The organism is Deinococcus taeanensis (assembly GCF_020229735.1).
Classification (GTDB): Bacteria; Deinococcota; Deinococci; order Deinococcales; family Deinococcaceae; genus Deinococcus; species Deinococcus taeanensis.
Genome location: NZ_CP083455.1, coordinates 525,498 through 543,441, shown reverse-complemented (window position 1 = coordinate 543,441; position 17,944 = coordinate 525,498). Strand labels below are relative to the sequence as shown.

Sequence of the window (17,944 nt, the reverse complement as noted above, 5' to 3'; positions counted from 1 at the left end):
AAAAGCTGAGGGCCAGCAGACCCGGCGTCCCCGGTCTGCTGGCCCGGCGGGCACCTGTCTATTTTTTCGGCGGGCGGCTGGGCCGGACCTCCACACGGCTGGGCAGGGTGCGCCCGGGCATGTGCAGCAGGTCCACGGTCAGCTGCGCGAGGTCCTCCGGCTGGATCTTCCAGGCGTCCTTGTCGGCGTCGGGCGTGTGACCGTTGAAGTGCGTGGCCACACTGCCCGGCATGATCTGCGTGACCTTGATGCCCCGGTCGCGCAGGTCCAGGTTCAGCACTTCACTCAGGCCGTTCAGACCGAACTTGCTGGCGTTGTACGCCCCGCCGCCCGGCAGGGGGTTCTTCCCGGCGAGGCTGGAGAGCGTAAAGATGTACCCGCCCTGCCGGCTCAGGGCCGGAATGGCGGCCTTGACGGTGTAGAACGCGCCGCTGAGGTTCGTGTCGATCACGTCCTGCCACTGCTCGATGCTCAGGTCAGCGACGTTCCCGAAGTGGCCCACCCCGGCATTCACGAACAGCACGTCCAGGCCCCCGAACGCCTGCACGTGCTCGTCCACGGCCGCCTGCACCGCCTGAGGATCCTTCACGTCGCAGGCGACGCCGCGCGCCTGGGCGCCGAGCTCACGGGCCACCTGCTCGATCTCCTGCGCGTTGCGGCTGGTGAGGGTCACGGCGTACCCGTCCTGAATCAGCGCGCGGGCAACGGCGTGACCGATGCCTTTGCTGGCTCCGGTGATGAACGCACTTTTCTGGCTCATGCGCGGCACCGTAACACAGCCGCCGCGGCGGGCAGTGTAAAGAGTGCGCCAGTGTGAAGACTGCATGGAGACTCACCGGACCCTCCGCCCAAATCGGGTCGCGCGCCTGGCCCCGCTTAAAGCCGCTGTGGGCTCAGCGCGGCAGGCGCTGGGCGAGCTGGTCGTACATGTAATTCACGAATTCCGCACGGTAACGCAGCAGCACACTGATGCCAAACGATTCGCTCAGGGTGACCTTCTGCCCGTCGGGCGTGCTGAATTCCAGCCGGGCGCCCAGCTTGTTCCAGGGCACGAGAGCGCTGGGCGCCACGAACACCGGGCGCACCTGAATGGCCCGGGCACTTGGGCCGGCACTGATGGTCGCCTGCGGATAGCGGCGTTTCAGGGCGCCGCCGCTGTCGCGCACCATGGCGTCCAGGATGCTGCGGCGCTGATCGGCACTGACGAGCTTCTGGTTGCCCTCGATCACCGGGTCGAGAATCACGTACGTGGCCGTGGACAAACGCTGCGCGGTCCAGCTGGCCGGCGCCGCCTGCGCGGCGGCCCCCAGAGCCAGCAGGGGCGCGACGAGCGCCGTTCGGGTCAGAAGAGTCATGCGTGCCAGTGCATCACACCTCACCTGACGGAGCGTGAAGCGAGCGTGAGCCCGCCCGCAGCGGAGGCCGCCCGGGTCCGGCCGCTACAGTGGGCGAATGCAGGATCTCCTCTCCATCATGCGGCGCCTGCGCGCGCCCGGCGGTTGCCCCTGGGATCAGGAACAGACCCACGAGTCCCTGCGTCCCTACCTGCTGGAGGAAGCGGCTGAGGCGGCCGACGCGGTCAGCCGCCCGGACCGCGCCGAACTGGCCGACGAACTGGGCGACGTGCTGCTGCAGGTGGCCTTTCACAGCGTGATCGCCGAGGAGGAAGGCACCTTCTCGTACACGGACGTGGAGGGGGCCATCGTGCGCAAACTGGTGCGCCGGCACCCGCACGTCTTCGGTGACGTGACGGTCGGGGGCAGCGCGGACGTCGTGCGCAACTGGCAGGCGATCAAGGCGGCCGAACGTGGCGGCCGGACGCGGCGTGCGGTGGACCGGGTTCCAGCCGGGCTGGGCGCCCTGACGCGCGAAGCGCAGAGCCAGAAACTGGCCGGGACGCCCGCAGGCAGTCCGGAAGCCGCCCGCGCCGCGCTGCTGAACGCAGTTCAGGCCGCCGCCGGCACACCAGGGGACGTCGCGGCCGTTCTGGCAGCGGTGGTCAAGTGGGCGCGGACCTGCGAAGTGAACGCTGAACTGGCGCTGCGGGACCACACGCTGGCCGCCCTGCAGGCCCTGCCAGATGACCTGGGGGCAAGCGAAGCGTGAGCGGCGCTCACGACGGGCTGGACACCGCCCTGGCCGATCCCTGGACGGTGTGGCTGGGGGCCAGGGAACGCCGGCCCCTGCACCTGCCGGAGTACCGCCGCGCCGCCGTGCTCGTGGGACTTACGCGAGAAGTCGAGGCGCGGGTCCTGCTCACTGTGCGCTCCGCCGATCTGCCCACCCACAAGGGCCAGATCAGCTTTCCCGGCGGAAGCCTGGAGCGCGGGGAGACGCCGGTTCAGGCGGCGCTGCGCGAAGCGCACGAGGAGGTGGAGCTCGACCCGGCGCAGGTCACGGTTCTGGGTGAACTTGATGATGTGTTCACGCCCGCCGGGTTTCACGTCACACCGGTCCTGGCCCGCATTCCGGCGCAGCCGGCGCTGGTCCTCACGGCGGAAGTCGCACAGCTGCTGATGCCCACCCTGGCGGACCTGCGCGCCGCTCCCCTGACGCGCGAACTGCGCACCCTGCCGGACGGCACGCGGGTGCCGCTGTACCGCTACCCCTGGCAGGGCCATGACATCTGGGGCATGACGGCCCGCGTGCTTCACGATCTGCTCAGTGACGGCCCGGCGTAAGCGGCGCGCAGTGGGCACGAAGGACGGAGAACCCCCCGCCCTTGCGGGCGGGGGGAGCAACCGGCAGACCGGGGTTAACGGGTGGGGGTGATGGTGATCTGGCCGTTCTTCGTGACGTTGTAGTTGCTCACGAAGGTGCGGTACCCGGCGGCGATCATCACGATCTCGTGGTTGCCACCTTCCACGCTGACATCGAGGCCGCCGTTGCGGATGGTGCCGGCTTCCTGGCCGTCCACGAAGACGCGGGCGCCCGCAACGGTGCTGCGGATGGAGACGGTGTAACGGTTGCTGGGGGCGGGCGTCACGGCCTGAGCGAACTCGACGTTCAGGTTGGTGGTGCTGCCGCTGCGCACAGTGACGGTGGTGGTGTAGTCACGGAAGCCGGGGGCCTGAACACGCACGGGGTACGTGCCGGCGCGCAGGTTGCTGTAGGTGACGTTCGCGCCGCCGAGCCGCTGGCCGTTAAGGATCACGGTGGCGTTGGCGACGTTCGTGCCCACGAACAGGCTGCCGGTGCTGATGGGGGTGCGGCCCGCCACGGTGTAGAAGGCGGTGTCGGTGACCCAGCTGTTCTGGGGCAGGGGGTTCACGACGATGCTCAGCGCCTGGGCGAGGCCCGCCTGGTTCTTGGCGTTGACGGTGGCGAACTGATCCTGGGCCGTCTTGAAGTCGCTGACGTCGTCAAGGTCCAGCGGGGTGAGGCTCGCCAGGGCCAGCACCTTGTTCTGCCCGATGGGGCCGGCGACGGTGTAGTTGAACTTGTCGTCTGCCGCGGGGAACACCTTGGTGGTGTTGGCTTTCACCAGGTTGTCGGTGCTGAGGCGGTTGGGCAGGATCTGGTCGACGCTGCCGTCGGGGTTCACGTTGAACAGGTACACGTAGGCGTCACGGTTGACGCTGGTGCTGATGCTGATCTTGTCGCCCACGCGGTAGGCGGGGTTCTGACTGCCGCTCGTGTCCTTGTCCACACGGACGCTGACGCTCAGGTCAGGCTGCGTGGGGTTCACGATGATGCTCTGGGCGCTGATCTTGGGAGCAGCGGCGGCGGTGCTGAGCAGCATGGCGGCCGGAATAAGAAGAAGCTTGTTCATGTGGTACCTCCGACAGTGAGCGTAGTGCGGGCAACATGACCGGCTGTGAGTCACTTCAATGGCAACGTTAATGGTGCTTCAGGCCACGGTCAGACAACCTGGAACCCGGGCAGAGAGTGTGCCGGATAACACGAATGCGCCTTACTCACCTCACACCTGAATGAAGGTCTCTTAAGGTACGATCAGATCATCATCAGAGAAGGAGGTGCACAGATGGCCGCATTCCTCAGACGACTGTTCTTCCGGCTCCCCAGCCAACCCAGCGCGCCACAGCGGCGCCCCATTACCGAGCTCGACCTGCTGCGCGCGCTTGGCTGCGACGAATAAGCCCCACTCAAGCAGCCGGCCGGAGTACAGACGTTCCCCTCCAGATCCAGCCTTCCAGATCCATGGTCCCAGGGAGGGCCGAGGATCTTGAGGGCTGACGCTCACCCCTCAAGGCCCGCCTTCCAAAGAAGGTGGCTGAGGAGCGCCCAGCGCCGCCTCAGGGCGACGGCGGCCAGAGAGACACGGGACTGCCCAGGTGACCGACCAGTCTGCCCAGCTGAGCTCCCGGGTCCCAGAGAAGCAATCAGCAGCCGGAGTCAAAGCCGCCAGATCAGCCGCTGACACGCCACCCGGCCTGGTGGGCACCTGCCCTGCCGCACCCGGCGTCAGTGCGCGTGGTCCCAGGCCCAACCCGGGCGCCCTGCTCACCGACACACGAATCGTTACCTGTGCCGGGCGGAGCCATCAGGCCCGGCAGTATTCTGCGCGGGATGCGGGCTCAGAACGTCCTGAAAGGCACCGGCTCGGGAGCCCTTCCCCCGATGCTGGAGCAGTACGTGCGCATGCGTGACGAGGTCGCTGCGCAGCTTCCGCACGCCCTGCTGCTGTTCCAGGTGGGGGACTTCTACGAGACGTTCGGAGAGGACGCTGAGCGCGCCGCGCGGCTGCTGGGAATCGCACTGACGCACAAGAGCAGCAAGGATTTCAGCACGCCCATGGCCGGTATTCCCCTGCGGGCCCTCGACGGACATGTGGAGCGGCTGCTTGCGGCGGGGGTGTGCGTGGCCGTGGCGGATCAGGTCGAGGAACCCGGGTCGGGCCTGATGGACCGCCGCGTGACGCAGTTGCTCACGCCCGGCACCGTGACGGAGGAACGGCACCTCAGCGCCGATGAGAACTACCTCGCGGCGGTGGCCACGGGCGACGGGTACGCGCTGGCGCTGCTGGACGTCTCCACGGGGGAATTTCGCTGCGCGGCCTTCCATACCCGCCTGGCGCTGTACGACGAACTGTCGCGCTGCCGGGCGCGGGAGGTGCTGCTCGCGCCGGAACTCTCCGGGAACGCGGCGCTGCTCGCGGACTTTCAGGCGCGCTTTCCGGTGATGCTCTCGCCGGCCACCTTCGACGAGGTGCCCGCCCTGGAGGCGCTGCGCGGCGTGCTGGGTGAGGTGCCGCCGGTGCTGACGTCCGCGGCGCTGCGCCGGGCGTGCGGCGCGGTGCTGGGGTACGCGCGGATCACGCAGCAGGGGCAGCTGGACATGGTGCGGCGCGTGGTGCGCTTCGAGCCGGGCGCGCACATGCGCCTGCCGGACGCCGCGGTGCGCGCCCTGGAGCTGTTCCAGGCGCAGTCCCCGCAGGGCCGGACGCTGACGGACGTGCTGTGCCAGACGCGCACGGCAGGGGGGCGGCGGCGACTGCGGGCGTGGCTGCGCGCGCCGCTGCTGGACGAACTGAGTATCCGCGCGCGCCTGGACGCCGTGGAGACCTTCACGCGCGCCCCGGATCTGCGCGGGGCGGTACGCTCGCTGCTGTACCGCGCGCACGATCTGGAGCGCCTGGCCGCGCGTGTGGCGACCCGCCGGGCCGCGCCGCGCGAGGTGGCGGCCCTGGCGCGCACGCTGGACCTCCTGCCTGAGGCGACGACGCTGCTGGGGTCCCTGGGGGGCCTGCTGGGCGGCGTGCGCGAACGCCTCGCGGCGCTGCCGGACGTGGTGACCCGCATCCGCGCGGCGCTGGTGGATGAACCGCCCATCCGGGTTGGGGAGGGCGGCCTGATTCGTGATGGGTTTCATGCGGAACTCGATGAGCTGCGCGCCGCGGCGCTCGGGCACCGGGCGTGGCTGGCGGAACTGGAGGCCAGTGAACGCGTCCGCACCGGGATCGGCAGCCTGAAGGTCGGGTACAACGGCGTGTTCGGGTACTTCCTGGAGGTCACGGGCGCGCACCTGGGGAAGGTTCCGGCCGATTACCGGCAGGTGGCCACCCTGAAGGATCGGGCGCGCTTTACCCGTCCGGACCTGCGGGAACGTGAACGCGAGATCGCGCGCCTGGAGGCGGCCGCATCCCGGGTGGAGCAGGAGGTCTTCACTGAACTGCGTGACGGACTTGCCGCGCACGCCGAAGCGCTTGCGGAGGCGGCCGGCGCGCTCAGTGAGCTGGACGTTCTGGCCGCGCTGGCCGACGTGGCCGCCGGGCACGGCTGGGTGCGCCCCACGACCACCAGCGGGGACCTTGGGCTGGTGCAGGCGCGGCACCCGGTGGTGGAGGGGAGCCTGGGGGGCCGCTTCGTGCCGAACGACGTCACGCTGGATCAGGCCCGGCGGGCCGTGCTGCTGACCGGGCCGAACATGGCCGGCAAGAGCACCTACCTGCGCACGGCCGCCCTGTGCGCCCTGCTGCACCAGATCGGGTCCTTCGTGCCGGCCGACCGGGCCGAGCTGCCCATCTATGACGCCGTGCACACCCGCATTGGTGCAAGTGATGACCTGGCGGGCGGGCGCTCCACGTTCATGGTGGAAATGAGTGAACTGGCGGCCATTCTGCACGGCGCCACGCCTGCCAGCCTCGTGATTCTGGATGAGGTCGGCCGGGGAACGAGCACCCTCGACGGGCTGGCCATCGCGCAGGCGGCGCTGGAACACCTGCATGCCGCCGGAGCGCACACGCTGTTCGCCACGCATTACTTTGAGCTCACGCGCCTGGAGACGGACCTGCCGGGGCTCGTAAACCTGCATGTCGCGGCGGAGGAGGACGCGGCGGGCAGCGGCGGGCTCACCTTCTACCATCAGGTGGTGCCGGGCGCCGCGCGCCAGAGTTACGGCGTGGAGGTCGCGCGCCTTGCGGGCCTGCCCGGGAACGTCACCACCCGCGCCGCCCGGCTGCTCGCGGCCCTGAGCGTGCAGGGGGACGACACGCGCCTCACGCGCGAGCTCGCCACGCTGGATCTCAGCCGCCTGACGCCCATGCAGGCGCTGGATCTCCTGCACCGCTGGCAGCGGGAACTGCGCGGTGAGCCGCAGGCGAGCGGGGTGTCATGACCGACATCCGGCTGCTTCCGGCGCACGTGGCGCGGCTGATCGCTGCGGGCGAAGTGGTGTCCCGCCCGCTGGACGTCGTGCGGGAACTCGTGGACAACGCCCTGGACGCCGGCGCCACCCGCATTGAGGTGGACCTGGACGGCGGAGGGCTGGGGCGGGTGCAGGTCAGGGACAACGGCGCGGGCATTCCGGCCGGGTCGGTGGGCCTCGCGCCACTGCGGCATGCGACCAGCAAACTCTCCCCGGAGGCCCGCTCGGTGGACGGCGTCACCACCCTGGGCTTCCGCGGGGAGGCCCTGTGGGCGGCGGCTCAGGCTGGGGAACTGCATCTGGTGTCCCGCCCGGCGGCGCAGGTCGGCGCCTGTGAGGTGCTCGCGCAGGGAGACGACGTGCAGGTCGCGCGGACATCCGCGCCGGCCGGGACGACCGTCACGGTCCGGAATCTGTTCGCACGGCTCCCCGCCCGGCGGCGCACGCAGGCGCCAGGTGCGACCGAGGCGCGCGAGGTGACGGCTCTGCTGGGCCGGTTCGTGCTGCACCACCCGGGCCTGCACTGGCGGCTGTGCGTGGACGGCGAAGTGCGCCTGTCGCACGCCCCCAGCGACCACCGCGGCGCCGTGGCGAGCGTGTACGGGCCGCTGAGCGCCAACCGCGTGCTGGCCGTGCAGGGCGACGGCGTGCGCGGCGTGGTGTCCCGCCCGGAGCTCACGCGCGTGCGCCGGGACCGGATGCATTTCAGCGTGAACGGCCGCCCCGTGCTCGCCCCGCCGGAACTGGAGCGGGCCGTGATTGACGGCTTCGCGGAGCTGCTGCCGGCCGGGGCGGCGCCGCTGTGCGTGCTGGACGTGACCGTCGCGCCGGAGGATCACAACCCCAACGTGCACCCGGCCAAGCAGGTGGTGGCCCTGGCGGACCTGCCCGGCGTGGCCGGGCAGGTCCGCGCGGCCGTGCAGGCCGCGCTCGCGGCTCACCCGCTGGCGCGCGCCGTGCCGGCCCTGGCCTCACCCACAGGCCCCTCCCCTGCGCCGGGCGCCGGCACCTTCCCGGCCCTCACGCTGCTGGGCGTGTACCAGGAGCTGTACCTGCTGGCACAGGGCGAAGGCGACCTCTGGGTGGTGGACGCACACGCCGCGCACGAACGGGCCCTGTTCGAACAGTTCACCCGCACGCTGGCCGGGGCGGGCGCCGTGGACCTGCCGGAACCCGAACTGCTGCACCTCACGCCCGAGCAGACCGCGCGGCTGCATGAACGAAACGCGGACCTGCAGGCGTGGGGCCTGACCCTGGAGGACTTCGGAGCGGGTCTGGCCCGGCTGCGGACCCTGCCGGCCGCGCTGGCCCCCCTGAAAGTGCCACGCCTGCACGAGCAGATCGTGGAAGGCGCCCTGGGCGACGGTCCGAACCCGCGGCGGGACGTCCTGGCCCGCCTGGCGTGCGCGCCCGCCCTGAAGGCCGGCATGCTGGATCACGCGCGGGGGCAGGCGGTCCTGGACGCCCTGGCCGCCTGCGAGCAGCCGTGGGCCTGCCCGCACGGCCGCCCCACAGTCCTCCGGCTCAGTGAGCGGGACCTGGCGCACGCGTTCGGACGTCGCGGCGTGCGCGACGTGCCGCGCGGCCGGGACGAGGCGCGCCCCGACCGGCCCTCCCGCACGCCCACCTGACCCGCCGCAGGGCCGACGGCTGGACGGGCCTGGCGGGCGGTAAAGGCGCTGCGCTGGCCGCTGAACAGCGCCGGAAAGGTCTGCCGGGCGGCGCTGCTCAGCAGAGGCTGCACCCAGGACGGCAGTTGGGTCGTGGCATTGATCACCTCGAAGCGCCCGTCACGGGATTCGGTGGTGACGCCCGTCCAGCCCTGACGCAGCGTGACGGCGCGGTCACGGTAGATCCACTGGCCGCGGCGGGTGGGCGTCCTGGGAGGATCCGCCGGCACCAGGGTCGCCAGCGTGTTGCGCTGCGCGTTGAACACCAGCAGCGTCTCGGCCGTGTACGTGCGGGCCGTGCCGGGCTGGACGCTCACCCCGGCACATATGTCCAGGGGCCATACGGGCGGCCGGAAGGATTCAGGAACCACGACGTTGAACCGCGCGCCGGCCAGGGGCCGCATCCCGAGCAGCCACCGTTCCCCCAGGGTCGTGAGCCGCACCACCCCTAGTGACCGGGGCCCAAGGGTGCGGGTGTCCCTGGCGTTGCGGACCCCACCGCCCAGACCGAATGACGCGGGAGACAGGAGAAGCGCACACCGCAGGACACGGGCGGTCATGTCCCAGACCATGACCCGGGCCGGTCAGGTCTGTGCTGGCTGGCCCGCCCACCGATCGGGTCAGTTGTGACCTGCGCTGACGTCCCGCGGCCGTGATGCACCAGGGGTGAGGCTGCGCCAGGCCAGGTCCGCTCCCGCCTCCCCTCAGCTCATCCGGCTGCGCTGATCTGCGCCTGCAGGCTCTCCCGGAGTGCCGGCCACAGCGTGCGGACCTGCGCCTGCGCGTGACGCTGCGCTTCCTCCTCGCGGCGCAGCAGGGCCTCGCGGTACTGCGGAATCCAGTCCTCCCGCTTCAGGAGGTCCTGCACCACCTGAGCGTCCTGCATGCGGCCCAGCTGCTCGAGCACCTGCAGCAGCGACTCGGGGGCGTCCCCGCACAGTTCGGCCGTGTACCGGTAGCGTTTCAGATGTTTGCGCCACTCGTGCCACTGCTCGATGCTGCCCCCCGCCAGCACCTCCGTTCCTTCGCGCGTGAGTTCCTGGGCGTCACTGCACAGCGCTTCCTGAACCCGCGCCTTCCAGTGCTTCGGTCGTTTCACAGGTGGGGGGGAGGGCGGCAGCTGCACCTCCGCGAAGATCCGCTCCCGCGCCTGCGCCCACTCCTGCCCGAAGGTGCTCAGGGCCTGTTCCGGGACCCCAAGGTCCCGCAGGGCCGCCATCAGGTGCTGCCCCGACGCGTCCCGGTCCCGCACTGGCGCCACGGCGCGGCGCAGGTCCCGCCAGGCCCGTTTGGTCCGTTTCGGCGCGCCCGCGATTCTCAGCTGCGCCTGCGCCTTACGGGTCAGTTTGCGGGCCTCATGGACGGCCTTCACGTCCCCCTTTTCCAGGGCCGGCCAGAGTTTATGCAGGGTTTTGGCGGTCTTCGCGAAACTGGTCATACTTCAGCATGCGCGGGGCAGATGGACGCCAGTGAGGCCAGTTCTTACGCAGCGTTTACGCTTCCCCACGCCGCGTGGGGCGCCCGGTGCGTACGATGCGGGCGCACGACCGGCACGCGGCGGGACCTCGTATGCTGTGCGTTATGTCTGTTGTGACCCGTATCGCTCCGAGCCCCACGGGTGACCCGCACGTGGGCACCGCGTACATCGGCCTGTTCAATTACACCCTGGCCCGTCAGGGCGGCGGAAAGTTCATCCTGCGTATCGAGGACACGGACCGCAACCGGTACGTACCGGACAGTGAGAAGCGCATCTTCCAGATGATGCAGTGGCTGGGCCTGACGCCGGACGAGTCGCCCCTGCAGGGCGGTCCGAACGGCCCGTACCGGCAGAGTGAGCGGTTTGGGCTGTACGGCGAGTACGCGCGGCAGCTGGTGGCGGACGGCCACGCGTACTACGCGTTCGAGACCGCTGAGGAACTCACGGCCCTGCGCGAGGCCGCCCAGGCGGAAGGGCGGGTGATTGCAGTGCCCAGCCGTGACCTCGAGCCGGGCGCCGCGCAGGCGCGCGTGACGGCGGGGGAGGCGGCCGTGATCCGCCTGAAGGTCCCGCGCGAAGGGGAAACGGTCGTGCATGACCGGCTGCGGGACCCGATTCACTTTCAGAACCGCGAGATTGATGACAAGGTGCTGTTGAAGGCCGACGGGTTTCCCACCTACCACCTGGCGAACGTGGTGGATGACCGCCTGATGGGGGTCACGCACGTGGTGCGGGCCGAGGAGTGGATCACGAGCACGCCCATTCACGTGCTGCTGTACCGCGCGTTCGGGTGGCCGGAGCCGGCATTTGCGCACATGCCGCTGCTGCGCAACTCGGACAAGTCCAAGATCAGCAAACGGAAGAATCCAACAAGTGTGGAGTGGTACCAGCAGCAGGGGTTCCTGCCCGAAGCGATGCTGAACTTCCTGGCGACGATGGGCTGGACACACCCGGACGGCCTGGAGGTGTTCGACCTGGCAGAGTTCGGGCGGGCGTTCCGGCTGGAGGACGTCACGCTGGGCGGTCCGGTGTTCAGTCAGGAGAAGCTGCGCTGGTACAACGGGAAGTACCTGCGTGAGGTGCTGACCGAGGAGGACGTGACCCGGCGCCTGCATGACTTCCTGGCCGGGCAGAAGGTAACCCTGCCGAACGACGCGTACTTCCGGGCGGTGGTGCGCCTGATGACGCCGCGCATGGAGGTGTTCAGTGAGTTCCTGGAGAAAACGCCCTACTTCTGGTCGGAGGAGTACCCGGTCACGGAAAAGGCACAGGTGGCCATTGAGGGTGCGCGGGACCTCCTGCCGGACCTCGCGGGGCGTCTGAAGAACCTGCCGGACTTCGGCGCGGCGGACATCAGGGCGGCGTTCGCGGCGTTCGCGCAGGAGCGGGGCCTGAAGCTCGGGAAGGTCATGCCGCCGGTGCGGGCGGCGGTGGCGGGCACGATGGAAAGTCCGGACCTGCCGGACCTGCTGGCCACGCTGGGCCGCGACCGGGTCGTGGCACGTATCGAACGCGCCGCGCAGTAAACGCCCTGGCAGCGGTGCTGATGGGCTCAGTGGCGGCTGTGCCGCAGCCGCCTGAGGCTGGTGTGGACTTCGCGGCGCAGACGCGCGGGAATCAGGACCTGCCAACGGCTTCCTGACGGCCGGGCAGGTAAGGGGACTGTGAACCGGGGGGGCCGCCACTGAGCTGTTGTTCCTGGGGGGCGCGGCCACAGTGACCCGGCGGATTCTGTACGCGCGCGGTGCTGGTGGCCGTGCCGGTTCTCCTGGCCTGCTGGCAACTCTGGCGCGGTGGTCGGCACCTGTCCCTGGTCAACAAACGCTCGTTTGGTCTGAGTGCCTCCCGGCTGCTACGCTGGGAGGCACTTCAACATGTCGGGGCCGCGCGGCGCGGCCCTTCTCCTCTGCCCTGATGCCTGACGTCCTGCCCTGCCCTGCCCGCGGCCTGCCCAAACGCAGTGCCCGCCTGTTGAACCAGCGCCGCGCGCCCTGACTGGCTTCGCGCGCCGCACCGGACCTTTCCCCTTCCGTTTCCGTTCACAGGAGTTTCGCATGACCCCAGACCCGAAGCTGGCTTCCCCCGTCCAGCCTGAATCCGTTTCATCCGAGTCGCCGGACACCGCGCCCGCCTACGCGGCGGCGCAGGCCGCGTACGACGCCGCGCAGGGCGGTGAGAACATGGTGCAGTGCCTCGCGCCGGACGGCACGGTCGTGCGGCCCGAGTTGCTGCCCGAACCGGCCGTGCGGCTCGACCTGTACCGGCAGATGCGCCGCGCCCGGCATTTCGACGAGCGCGGCTGGGTTCTGTACCGCCAGGGGCGCCTGGGTGTGTTCCCACCCTTCGGCGGGATGGAAGCCAGTCAGGTGGGTACGGCAGCGGCCCTCACGAAGAACGACTGGCTGTTTCCCACGTACCGGGACACGGGCGCGGCCCTGACGCTGGGCCTGCCGATCGCGCGGACCCTGGCGTACTGGCGTACCAGTCCGCACGGGTGGCACATGCCGGCCGACCTGAAGGTCCTGCCGTTCTACATTCCAATTGCGACGCAGTACCCGCAGGCAGTGGGCGCGGCGCTGGCCGAGCGGCGCAAAGGCACCCGGAACGTCGCCATGGCGTTCATCGGGGACGGCGGCAGCAGCGAAGGGGACTTCCACGAGGCCCTGAATTTCGCCGGGGCGCTGAACGCGCCGTGCGTCTTCATCCTGCAGAACAACGGCTGGGCGATCAGCGTGCCGACCCGCACGCAGACGAAAGCAACGGACCTCAGCCGCCGCGCCGACGGGTACGGGATCCCCGGGGTGCGTGTGGACGGCAATGACGCCCTGGCGACGTACCACGTGACGCGCGAGGCGGTGGAACGTGCCCGCAGCGGCGGGGGGCCCACCCTGATCGAAACGGTGACGTACCGCGTGAAACCACACACGGTGGCCGACGACCCCAGCCGCTACCGCACCGAGGCTGACACGGCCGGGTGGGACGCGAAGGACCCGGTGCTGAGGTTACGCGCTCACCTGCTGGGGGCGGGCCTGATGACCGAGCCGAGCGAGGCAGCCATGCTCGCAGAGATTGCTGTGGAGTTCGAGGCGGCCCTGGCGGAAGCGGACAGTTACCCGGAGCCGACGCCCGCCGAGATTCTCGATCATGTGTTCGCCGAACCCACCCCGCAGCTGAAACAGCAGCGCGCGCAGATCCTCGCGGAGGAACAGGCATGACGGCCACCGCCACCAGCACCAGAACCATGACGATGGTCGCCGCCATCAACGACGCACTCGATGTGGCGCTGGGCGCCGATGACACGGTCCACATCTTCGGCGAGGACGTCGGCGTCATGGGGGGCGTGTTCCGGGCCACGGACGGCCTGCAGATGAAGTACGGCGCGGAACGTGTGTTCGATACGCCTCTGGCAGAGGCGGGCATTGTGGGCATGGGCATCGGGATGGGCCTCGCCGGACTGAAACCCATCGCGGAGATCCAGTTCGCAGGGTTCCTGTACCCGGCGCTGGATCAGATCCTGTCGCACCTGGGCCGCTACCGGCACCGGACGCGCAGCCGCTACCACCTGCCCATGGTGATTCGTGCGCCGTACGGCGGCGGGGTGCACACCCCCGAACAGCATGCCGACAGCCCCGAGGCGATCCTGGCGCACACGCCGGGCGTGAAGGTCGTGATCCCCAGTACACCGGCCGACGCCAAGGGCCTGCTGCTCAGCGCCATCAACGACCCGGACCCGGTGTTCTTCTTCGAGGCCATCAAGCTGTACCGCTCGGTGAAGGAGGAAGTGCCGGCCGGAGATTACCGCGTGCCGCTGGGTAAGGCGCGTCTCGTGACGGAAGGGGACGACGTGACCGTCATCTGTTACGGCGGCATGGTGGAGGTCGTGCAGAAGGCCGCCGACGCCGCCCGCGCGGCCGGCATCGGCGTGGAGGTCGTCGACCTGCGCACCCTGGTGCCCATGGACACAGAAACGGTGCTGGCCAGCGTGGCGAAAACGGGCCGCGCTGTGATCGTCACCGAGGCCCCCCGGACGGCCGGGTTTCACAGTGAGATCAGCGCCGTGATTGCCGAGGAAGCCATTGAGTACCTGCGCGCCCCGGTGGTGCGGGTCACGGGCTTCGACGCGCCGTACCCGCCATTCACGGCGGTGGAGGACGTGTACCGGCCCAACCCGCTGCGCGTGGCGAAGGCCATCCGGCAGGTCATGGCCTACTGAACGCCGGGGCCAGCGTGATCTGAGCGACGTTTTCGCCTCAGGGCCGCATGATGAAGGGCAGGGACGCTGACCGGCGACGCGCCTCCCTGCCCTTCCGCTGACGGCCGGCCTTGTTGTTGAGGCCGCCGCGTTCGGCGTGACCCGCTTTCAGGTCAGCCCGCCTGCGGAGGCGGCCGTCCAGAGCGCCCCGGTCCTCTCCAAGCCGGCGCCTCCGGCGCCGGCACCGATCGTTTCCGCGGCACCGGAACCGGCCAGCCTGCCTGGAGAGGGAAGCAGCCCCGTGCCAGGACCGTCCGCAGTTCAGGCGGCGGAGCCTGTGGCCCCTGCACCGGTGCGGGCCAGTGTCCGTGGCATCCGGCATGAGGACCAGCGGCTGAACAACTGCGGACCGGTCACGATTGGCATGGCCCTGAGCCACTGGGGCGGCCCCCTGAACCAGTACGACATCGCGCCGAGGCTCAGACCGTCGAAGGGGGACGTGAACGTCTTTCCCGAGGAGCTTGCAGATGGTGCGCGGGCGCAGGGCATGGACGTGCACCTCGCGCGCGGCGGGGACCGGACGCTGCGGCGCTCGCTGCTCGCGGCGGGATTCCCGGGGATTGTGGAAACGCGGTGCATCACGCACGGTTCAGGAGGCATGGGCCACGACCGCCTGCTCACCGGGTAAGACGACCTGAAGGGGCAATCCACGGCGCTCGGTTCGTACCTGGGACCGCTCACCCTGGCGTACGCGAAGTTTGGCGAGTTGTGGCGCGCCTTCGGGCGGACCTTCCTGATCGTTCCCCCGCCTGAGAAGCGGGCAGCCCTGAACGCCGTCCTGACCTGGCGGGCCGGCCAGCCACGCGCGCATCCGCGGCAGTGTGGGCTGCTCAGCGTGAAGCGGACCGCCGGGGGGACGCGGTGGGGTTCCTGGGCCTGGGCCAGGCGCACCTGAACGCCCGGGATACCCGCGCGGCCGCCTTCGACCGGGCGCTCGCGGCCACCCCGGACCGCGCGCTGGACCCGACCCGGGTGGGTGCAGGGCGGACTGGCGTGGCGTGCGCTGTGGTACTCGTTCGGGCCGTTCGAGGCGTTCATGTACACCGGGCAGGACGCGAAGGTGCTGCCCTTGACGGGCACGGTGCTGCGTTCGGTGCCCACGCATGAGGAAGCGCAGTACTGGCGGGCGCGGGCCAGGCTGGGCCGCGCGGCAGCGGCGAAGGCCGCCTGCCGGGAGGCCCTGCCTGCGGTTGCCGCCGGACTTCGCGGAGCCCCGCGCCGCCCTGACTGACCTGTCGCGTGTTCCCTGGGCCAGCAGGCGCGCAGCAGGCCCGGCGGCGGGTGTGCCGCCCGCGGCGCGGTGGGATTCAGCCGGGGAAGGTCAGGAGGACGTGTTCGGCGCTGAAGCCCGGGCCCATGGCACTCAGCAGCGCGCGCCCGTGGGGCGCGGCACGCAGGGTTTCCTGAAGGACGAACAGGACGGTGACACTGCTCATGTTGCCGTACTGCCGAAGCACGTGGCGGCTGACGTCCAGCGCGCCGTCCGGCAGGCCAAGCGCTTCCTCGTAAGCGGTCAGGACCTTCACGCCACCCGGGTGCACCACGTACGTGCCCACCTGCGACGGGCACCAGCCGTGACGACCCAGGGCGTGCGCGACGTTCTCCTTCATCATGCCGCGCACCAGCGCGGGAATGTCACGGCTGAAGCGGACCTTCAGGCCGTCATCCACGACGTCCCACCCCATGATGTCCTCACTGTTCTCGATCAGCGTGGAGGACGCGCCGCTCAGCGCGGCGAGCGGCGCGGGACCGGGTTCGTCGGGGTGGGTGAGGACGGCGGCGGCGCCTCCGTCGGAGAACAGGGCGGTGCCCACAAAGTTGCTTTTGGTTTCGTCGCCGTGCACAAGGGTCAGGCTGCACAGTTCCACCGCGACGAACAGCACGCGGCGGTACCCTGCGCGCACGAGGTCCGCGGCGCGGGCCAGACCACTGGCGCCGCCTGCGCAGCCCAGGCCCCACAGGGGCAGCCGGACGGCGTGCCGGTTCAGGCCCAGCGTTTCAATCAGGTCGGCGTCCAGGCTGGGCGCGCTGATGCCGCTGGTATTCACGACCACCACGGCGTCCACCTCGCCGGGAGCCACCTGCGCCGCCTGCAGCGCCTCGCGGGCCAGGCGGCGGGTGAGGGTGCGGGCCTCCTGGATGAACACGGCATTTTTCTCCCCGAAGCCCCGGGGGTGGAGGTACCAGTCGAGCGGCCGGGCCAGGGCGCGCGTGTCAATCTGGGCGTTCGTGAAGACGTCCAGCAGCTGAGGCCGGGCCGCCATGCGGGGAAAGAGGGTGCGCGCGGCGTCCCGCACCTGCGTCTGCGGCGTCAGGTGCGGGGGCGTGCCCGTCACCAGGGCGCGCAGAACGGGGAGGGCGGCGGTCATGGGCGGCATTCTGGCGTGCCGGGCGGGTGCGAAACTCGGGTCAGGTGACACTCTGCCTTGCGCAAACCCCCATACAGCGCGCCCGCCCTCACGTCACACAGGTGAGGGCGGGCGCGCCGGGCAGCGGTCAGTCCCGCTGTTTCTCCCACTCCTGGCGGCCCACCTCGTCCAGCGCGCGGAAGTCCTCGTCGGTGAGGGTCAGGGTGGCGGCGGCGACGTTCTCCTCCAGGTGCCGGACCTTGCCGGTGCCGGGAATGGGCAGCATGACGGGGCTGCGTTTCAGGACCCACGCGAGCGCCACCTGAGAGGGCGTGGCGCCCAGGCGCGTGGCGATGTCGGTCAGGACGCTGCCTTCGCGGGCGAGGTTCCCGGCGGCGAGCGGGTACCAGGGAATGAAGCCGATGCGTTCGCGTTCGCAGTAGTCCACGACGTCCTCACTCTTGCGGTTGGCGAGGTTGTAGAGGTTCTGCACCGTGGCGACCGGGAAGAACTGCCGGGCGGCCTCGATCTCCTCGACCGTGACCTCGGACAGGCCGGCGTGGCGGATGACGCCTTCATCCATGAGTTCCCGGATGGCCGCGAACTGCTCGTCGCGGGGAACGGAGGCGTCGATGCGGTGCAGCTGCCACAGGTCGATGCGGTCCACGCCCAGGCGGCGGCGGGACAGGTGCGCCTGCTGCTTGAGGTATTCGGGGCGGCCGACGGCAATCCAGACGTTCGGGCCGGTGCGGGTCAGGCCGGCCTTGGTGGCGATCACCACCGTGTCGTAGGGGTGCAGGGCTTCACGCAGCAGTTCCTCACTGACGGCCGGGCCGTACGAGTCGGCCGTATCGATGAAGTTCACACCGAGTTCAGGCAGACGGCGCAGTGTGGCCAGGGCGCCCTGGGGGTCGGTGGGGTCGCCCCACACGCCGTCGCCCGTGACGCGCATGGCGCCGAAGCCCAGGCGGTTCACGGTCAGGTCGCCGCCGATATCAAAGGTGCCGCTCTGCGCGGCGTTGGGGGTGGTGTCGGTCATGGTTGCCTCCAAGGGGGCATTGTGCGCTGCGGTCCACCTGCCCCGCATGGT

Annotated in this window: 15 protein-coding genes; 9 read left to right on the top strand and 6 right to left on the bottom strand. The window is 70.2% G+C overall.

Annotated features, from left to right (window positions below):
• Positions 1 to 58: 58 nt before the first annotated feature.
• On the bottom strand, positions 59 to 760 hold the full coding sequence (locus LAJ19_RS02680) for an SDR family oxidoreductase (RefSeq protein ID WP_225476779.1): 702 nt from the start codon (positions 758 to 760) through the stop codon (positions 59 to 61).
• 133 nt (positions 761 to 893) lie between these two features.
• Positions 894 to 1,355 carry a hypothetical protein gene (locus tag LAJ19_RS02675; RefSeq protein WP_225476778.1) on the bottom strand — a complete coding sequence of 154 codons (462 nt, stop codon included), beginning with the start codon at positions 1,353 to 1,355 and terminating at the stop codon, positions 894 to 896.
• A 97-nt stretch (positions 1,356 to 1,452) separates the two neighbouring features.
• Between LAJ19_RS02675 and LAJ19_RS02670 the strand changes: the two genes are divergently transcribed.
• The gene (locus LAJ19_RS02670; RefSeq protein ID WP_225476777.1) at positions 1,453 to 2,106 is read left to right on the top strand and encodes a MazG family protein; all 654 of its coding nucleotides are present in this window, start codon (positions 1,453 to 1,455) and stop codon (positions 2,104 to 2,106) included.
• Positions 2,103 to 2,681: an NUDIX hydrolase gene (locus LAJ19_RS02665; RefSeq protein ID WP_225476776.1), complete on the top strand. Its 579-nt coding sequence runs from the start codon at positions 2,103 to 2,105 to the stop codon at positions 2,679 to 2,681. The genes LAJ19_RS02670 and LAJ19_RS02665 overlap by 4 nt, the downstream gene beginning before the upstream one ends.
• A gap of 74 nt (positions 2,682 to 2,755) precedes the next feature.
• Here LAJ19_RS02665 and LAJ19_RS02660 read toward each other — a convergent pair whose 3' ends face one another.
• Complete coding sequence (locus LAJ19_RS02660) at positions 2,756 to 3,772, bottom strand: DUF4384 domain-containing protein (protein WP_225476775.1); 1,017 nt, start codon at positions 3,770 to 3,772, stop codon at positions 2,756 to 2,758.
• Positions 3,773 to 4,530: 758 nt separating this feature from the next.
• Here LAJ19_RS02660 and mutS point away from each other — a divergent pair.
• Together mutS and mutL are read left to right on the top strand one after the other, a co-directional pair.
• A complete protein-coding gene (mutS, locus tag LAJ19_RS02655; protein WP_225476774.1) occupies positions 4,531 to 7,077 on the top strand; it encodes a DNA mismatch repair protein MutS in 2,547 nt (848 codons plus the stop codon).
• Positions 7,074 to 8,738 (top strand): DNA mismatch repair endonuclease MutL, encoded by a 1,665-nt coding sequence (mutL, locus tag LAJ19_RS02650; RefSeq protein WP_225476773.1) that lies wholly within the window; start codon positions 7,074 to 7,076, stop codon positions 8,736 to 8,738. The genes mutS and mutL overlap by 4 nt, the downstream gene beginning before the upstream one ends.
• A 748-nt stretch (positions 8,739 to 9,486) precedes the next feature.
• On the opposite strand, the gene LAJ19_RS02645 is transcribed toward mutL, so the two are convergent.
• A complete protein-coding gene (locus LAJ19_RS02645) occupies positions 9,487 to 10,215 on the bottom strand; it encodes a CHAD domain-containing protein (protein ID WP_225476772.1) in 729 nt (242 codons plus the stop codon).
• Positions 10,216 to 10,358: 143 nt separating this feature from the next.
• Between LAJ19_RS02645 and gltX the strand changes: the two genes are divergently transcribed.
• The 5 genes from gltX to LAJ19_RS02620 all read left to right on the top strand — a co-directional run bounded on the left by gltX (position 10,359) and on the right by LAJ19_RS02620 (position 15,737).
• Positions 10,359 to 11,780 carry a glutamate--tRNA ligase gene (gene gltX, locus LAJ19_RS02640; RefSeq protein WP_225476771.1) on the top strand — a complete coding sequence of 474 codons (1,422 nt, stop codon included), beginning with the start codon at positions 10,359 to 10,361 and terminating at the stop codon, positions 11,778 to 11,780.
• A gap of 654 nt (positions 11,781 to 12,434) precedes the next feature.
• Positions 12,435 to 13,469 carry a pyruvate dehydrogenase (acetyl-transferring) E1 component subunit alpha gene (gene pdhA, locus LAJ19_RS02635; RefSeq protein WP_225477927.1) on the top strand — a complete coding sequence of 345 codons (1,035 nt, stop codon included), beginning with the start codon at positions 12,435 to 12,437 and terminating at the stop codon, positions 13,467 to 13,469.
• Positions 13,466 to 14,467, top strand: a complete 1,002-nt coding sequence (locus tag LAJ19_RS02630) for an alpha-ketoacid dehydrogenase subunit beta (RefSeq protein WP_225476770.1) — start codon at positions 13,466 to 13,468, stop codon at positions 14,465 to 14,467. The genes pdhA and LAJ19_RS02630 overlap by 4 nt, the downstream gene beginning before the upstream one ends.
• A gap of 316 nt (positions 14,468 to 14,783) precedes the next feature.
• Positions 14,784 to 15,134: a C39 family peptidase gene (locus LAJ19_RS02625; RefSeq protein WP_225476769.1), complete on the top strand. Its 351-nt coding sequence runs from the start codon at positions 14,784 to 14,786 to the stop codon at positions 15,132 to 15,134.
• A gap of 348 nt (positions 15,135 to 15,482) precedes the next feature.
• Positions 15,483 to 15,737 (top strand): hypothetical protein, encoded by a 255-nt coding sequence (locus tag LAJ19_RS02620; RefSeq protein ID WP_225476768.1) that lies wholly within the window; start codon positions 15,483 to 15,485, stop codon positions 15,735 to 15,737.
• Between the two features lie 76 nt (positions 15,738 to 15,813).
• Here LAJ19_RS02620 and LAJ19_RS02615 read toward each other — a convergent pair whose 3' ends face one another.
• Together LAJ19_RS02615 and LAJ19_RS02610 are read right to left on the bottom strand one after the other, a co-directional pair.
• On the bottom strand, positions 15,814 to 16,884 hold the full coding sequence (locus tag LAJ19_RS02615) for a type III polyketide synthase (protein WP_225476767.1): 1,071 nt from the start codon (positions 16,882 to 16,884) through the stop codon (positions 15,814 to 15,816).
• A gap of 118 nt (positions 16,885 to 17,002) precedes the next feature.
• A complete protein-coding gene (locus LAJ19_RS02610) occupies positions 17,003 to 17,893 on the bottom strand; it encodes an aldo/keto reductase (protein WP_225476766.1) in 891 nt (296 codons plus the stop codon).
• Positions 17,894 to 17,944: the final 51 nt, after the last annotated feature.